A 2628-nucleotide genomic window follows, 5' to 3' on the forward strand; every position below is an offset into this window, starting at 1 on the left:
CGCGCAAGCGCGCTCCCACAGGTGGGGACGGCCCCAGACCATGCTTTCCAGCACACCCCTAGCCGTCCAGACGTCTGTAAGCTCTTACCTTTCCCCAGGGAGCCAGCCCGCATGCTTCGTCACGCCTTCGTCCTCGCCTGCCTCGTCGCCCTGCCCGCCTACGCGGCGGATACGCCCAACACGCTCAGCGACGCCGAGCGCAGCGATGGCTTCAAGCTGCTGTTCGACGGCAAGACGTTCAACGGCTGGCACTCGTTCCAGCAGAAGGGCACTGGCAAGGACTGGAGCATCGCCGACGGCGCCATCCGCCTCGACCGCGACCTGAAGGCCCCGGACGCCGATTTCGCCGACCTTGTCACCGACGCCGAATACGAGAACTTCCACCTGAAGCTCGAGTGGAAGATGACGCCCTGTGCCGATGCCGGCGTCATGTTCAACGTCAGTGAAGCACCGAAGTACAAGTACACCTGGCAAACCGGCCCCGAGATGCAGATCGCCGACCTCGTCTGCACCAAGCCCGACAGCTACACGCTGTACGAGCGCTCGGGCGATCTGTTCGACCTCATCTCCTCGGATATCGAGAACGTCCACGAGAACGGCAACTGGAACCAGATCGAGATCATCGTCGACCACGGCCACGTGCAGTTCTTCCAGAACGGCCACAAGACGGTCGATACCACGATGTGGACACCGGAGTGGAAGGCCATGGTCTCGAAGACCAAGTTCGCGAAGATGCCCGACTTCGCCAAATTCCAGCGCGGCCATATCTCGCTGCAGGGCGGCGAAGACAAGGGCAAGCCGCCGATCCAGATCTGGTTCCGCAGCATCCGCATCAAAGATCTTGGATGACGTGCCAGGCGCGCCGGTCCGGCGCGCCGCTTGGGCCCTGACCACGTTGTCATCGCTGCGCCGCCGAGCCATCTTTGCTGCCTAGGCACCTTCCGCGTCGCAACACTTCCAGACACTCCCGCTCACCGGGCGGTTAATCGATTTCTCCGGTAAAAACGCGCTGCAACGCCGCAAATCGGCGCAAGGCGGCGTGCGCGAACCCAGTCACAAAACGGCCATCTGCGAATAGACAACGTTGTCATCCAGGACTAAACCGGACAAACCGGACGTCAGCGATGACCGTGCGCCATGGCCACGGGGGCAGACCAGGCAGACACCGGGCGCCAGGGGGAAACCAACCACGGAGAGTCATCATGCGCGTGAATGCAGGTGTTCGGTCCCGTCTTGTCTTCGGAAGCTGTACTGGCACGCTCGGCGTCGCCATAGCCCTTGCCCTTACCGCCGCCGTGCCGATGCGCACCGCGCACGCGGCCACGGCCTGCGCCGCGGCGTGGAATGCGGGCAGCGTCTATAACGGTGGCGATGTCGCCAGCGAGAACGGCGTGAACTACAAAGCCAACTGGTGGACGCAGGGCAACGACCCCGCCAGCAACAGCGGCGCCGCGGGCTCCGGCCAGCCCTGGACCTCGCAGGGCAGCTGCGATGGCGGTGGCAGCACGCCGCCCACCGACCCGCCGCCGACCGATCCCCCGCCGAGCAACCCGCCCCCGGGCGCGGGCGATCTGTTCTTCAGCCCGTACAAGGACATCACGATCAACCTCGACTGGAACACCAACATCATGTCGTCGCTGGTCACGGGCACGCGCCTGCCCGTGGTCGGCTCCGGTAGCGTCGTCAGCACCGCCGTGCCCAACCTCGGCGCCATCACCCTTGCCTTCGCCAGCGGCGAATGCGGCTCGGAGAACTGGGGTGGCGTGCCGGGCCAGGCCTTCGCCGATGCCAACATCAAGCGCCTTGACGATGCCGGCATCAACTACGTGGTCTCCACGGGTGGCCAGGCCGGCGTCTTCAGTTGCGGCAGCGCCACGGGCATGGCCCAGTTCGTCAACCGCTACAACAGCTCGCATCTCGTCGGCATCGACTTCGACATCGAAGGCGGCCAGACCCCGGCCCAGCTCAACGCGCTGGTAAGCCAGGCCGTCTACGCCGAGAGCGTGCACCCGAACCTGCGCTTCTCGTTCACCCTGGCGACGCTCGCGGCATCCGATGGCAGCTTCGGCGGCCTCAACAGCACGGGCGATGCCGTGGTGAAGGCGGTGAAGGCCTCGGGCCTGAAGAACTACACCATCAACCTGATGACGATGGACTACGGCGCCGCCGGCACGGGTGTGTGCGTGGTGAAGAACGGTGCGTGCGACATGGGCCAGTCGGCCGTGCAGGCCGTGCTGAACCTGCAGCACACGTACGGCATCCCGGCCAGCCAGATCGAGATCACGCCGATGATCGGCGTCAACGATGTGTCGAGCGAGGTGTTCACCACCGCCGATATCGATACGGTGACGAATTACGCCGCGACCAACAAACTGGCGGGCGTGCATTTCTGGTCGCTCGACCGTGATACGCCGTGCTCGCAGGGCACCGCCTCGCCCACCTGCAACTCACTGCCGTCGACCACGTCACTGCAATACACCAAGCGCTTCCTGTCCAACCTGGGCCGTTAAGCGAGCGAACGAACGAAGGGCGCCGACGTAATGTCGGCGCCTTTCGTTGGGCTCTTCACTCTCCGGAGTATTCGGCGTTGTGCAACGCGTCGGCATCGGTTCATTCGCTTTCGCGAAT

At 64.5% G+C, this 2628-nt stretch carries 2 protein-coding genes; both read left to right on the forward strand.

Annotation, left to right across the window (positions count from 1 at the left end; genetic code table 11):
• Window positions 1-111 precede the first annotated feature (111 nt).
• Window positions 112-849 (forward strand): 3-keto-disaccharide hydrolase, encoded by a 738-nt coding sequence (locus VI08_RS20565; protein ID WP_045831515.1) that lies wholly within the window; start codon window positions 112-114, stop codon window positions 847-849.
• A 353-nt stretch (window positions 850-1202) separates the two neighbouring features.
• Complete coding sequence (locus VI08_RS20570; protein WP_045831516.1) at window positions 1203-2510, forward strand: carbohydrate-binding protein; 1308 nt, start codon at window positions 1203-1205, stop codon at window positions 2508-2510.
• Window positions 2511-2628 lie beyond the last annotated feature (118 nt).

It is taken from the genome of Luteibacter yeojuensis (assembly GCF_000964085.1).
Taxonomy (GTDB): Bacteria; Pseudomonadota; Gammaproteobacteria; order Xanthomonadales; family Rhodanobacteraceae; genus Luteibacter; species Luteibacter yeojuensis_A.

Excerpts from the sequence above, each read along its gene's own strand:
- VI08_RS20565 (WP_045831515.1), top strand. The coding sequence starts at position 112 with ATGCTTCGTCACGCCTTCGTCCTCGCCTGCCTCGTCGCCCTGCCCGCC.
- VI08_RS20570 (WP_045831516.1), top strand. The coding sequence starts at position 1,203 with ATGCGCGTGAATGCAGGTGTTCGGTCCCGTCTTGTCTTCGGAAGCTGT.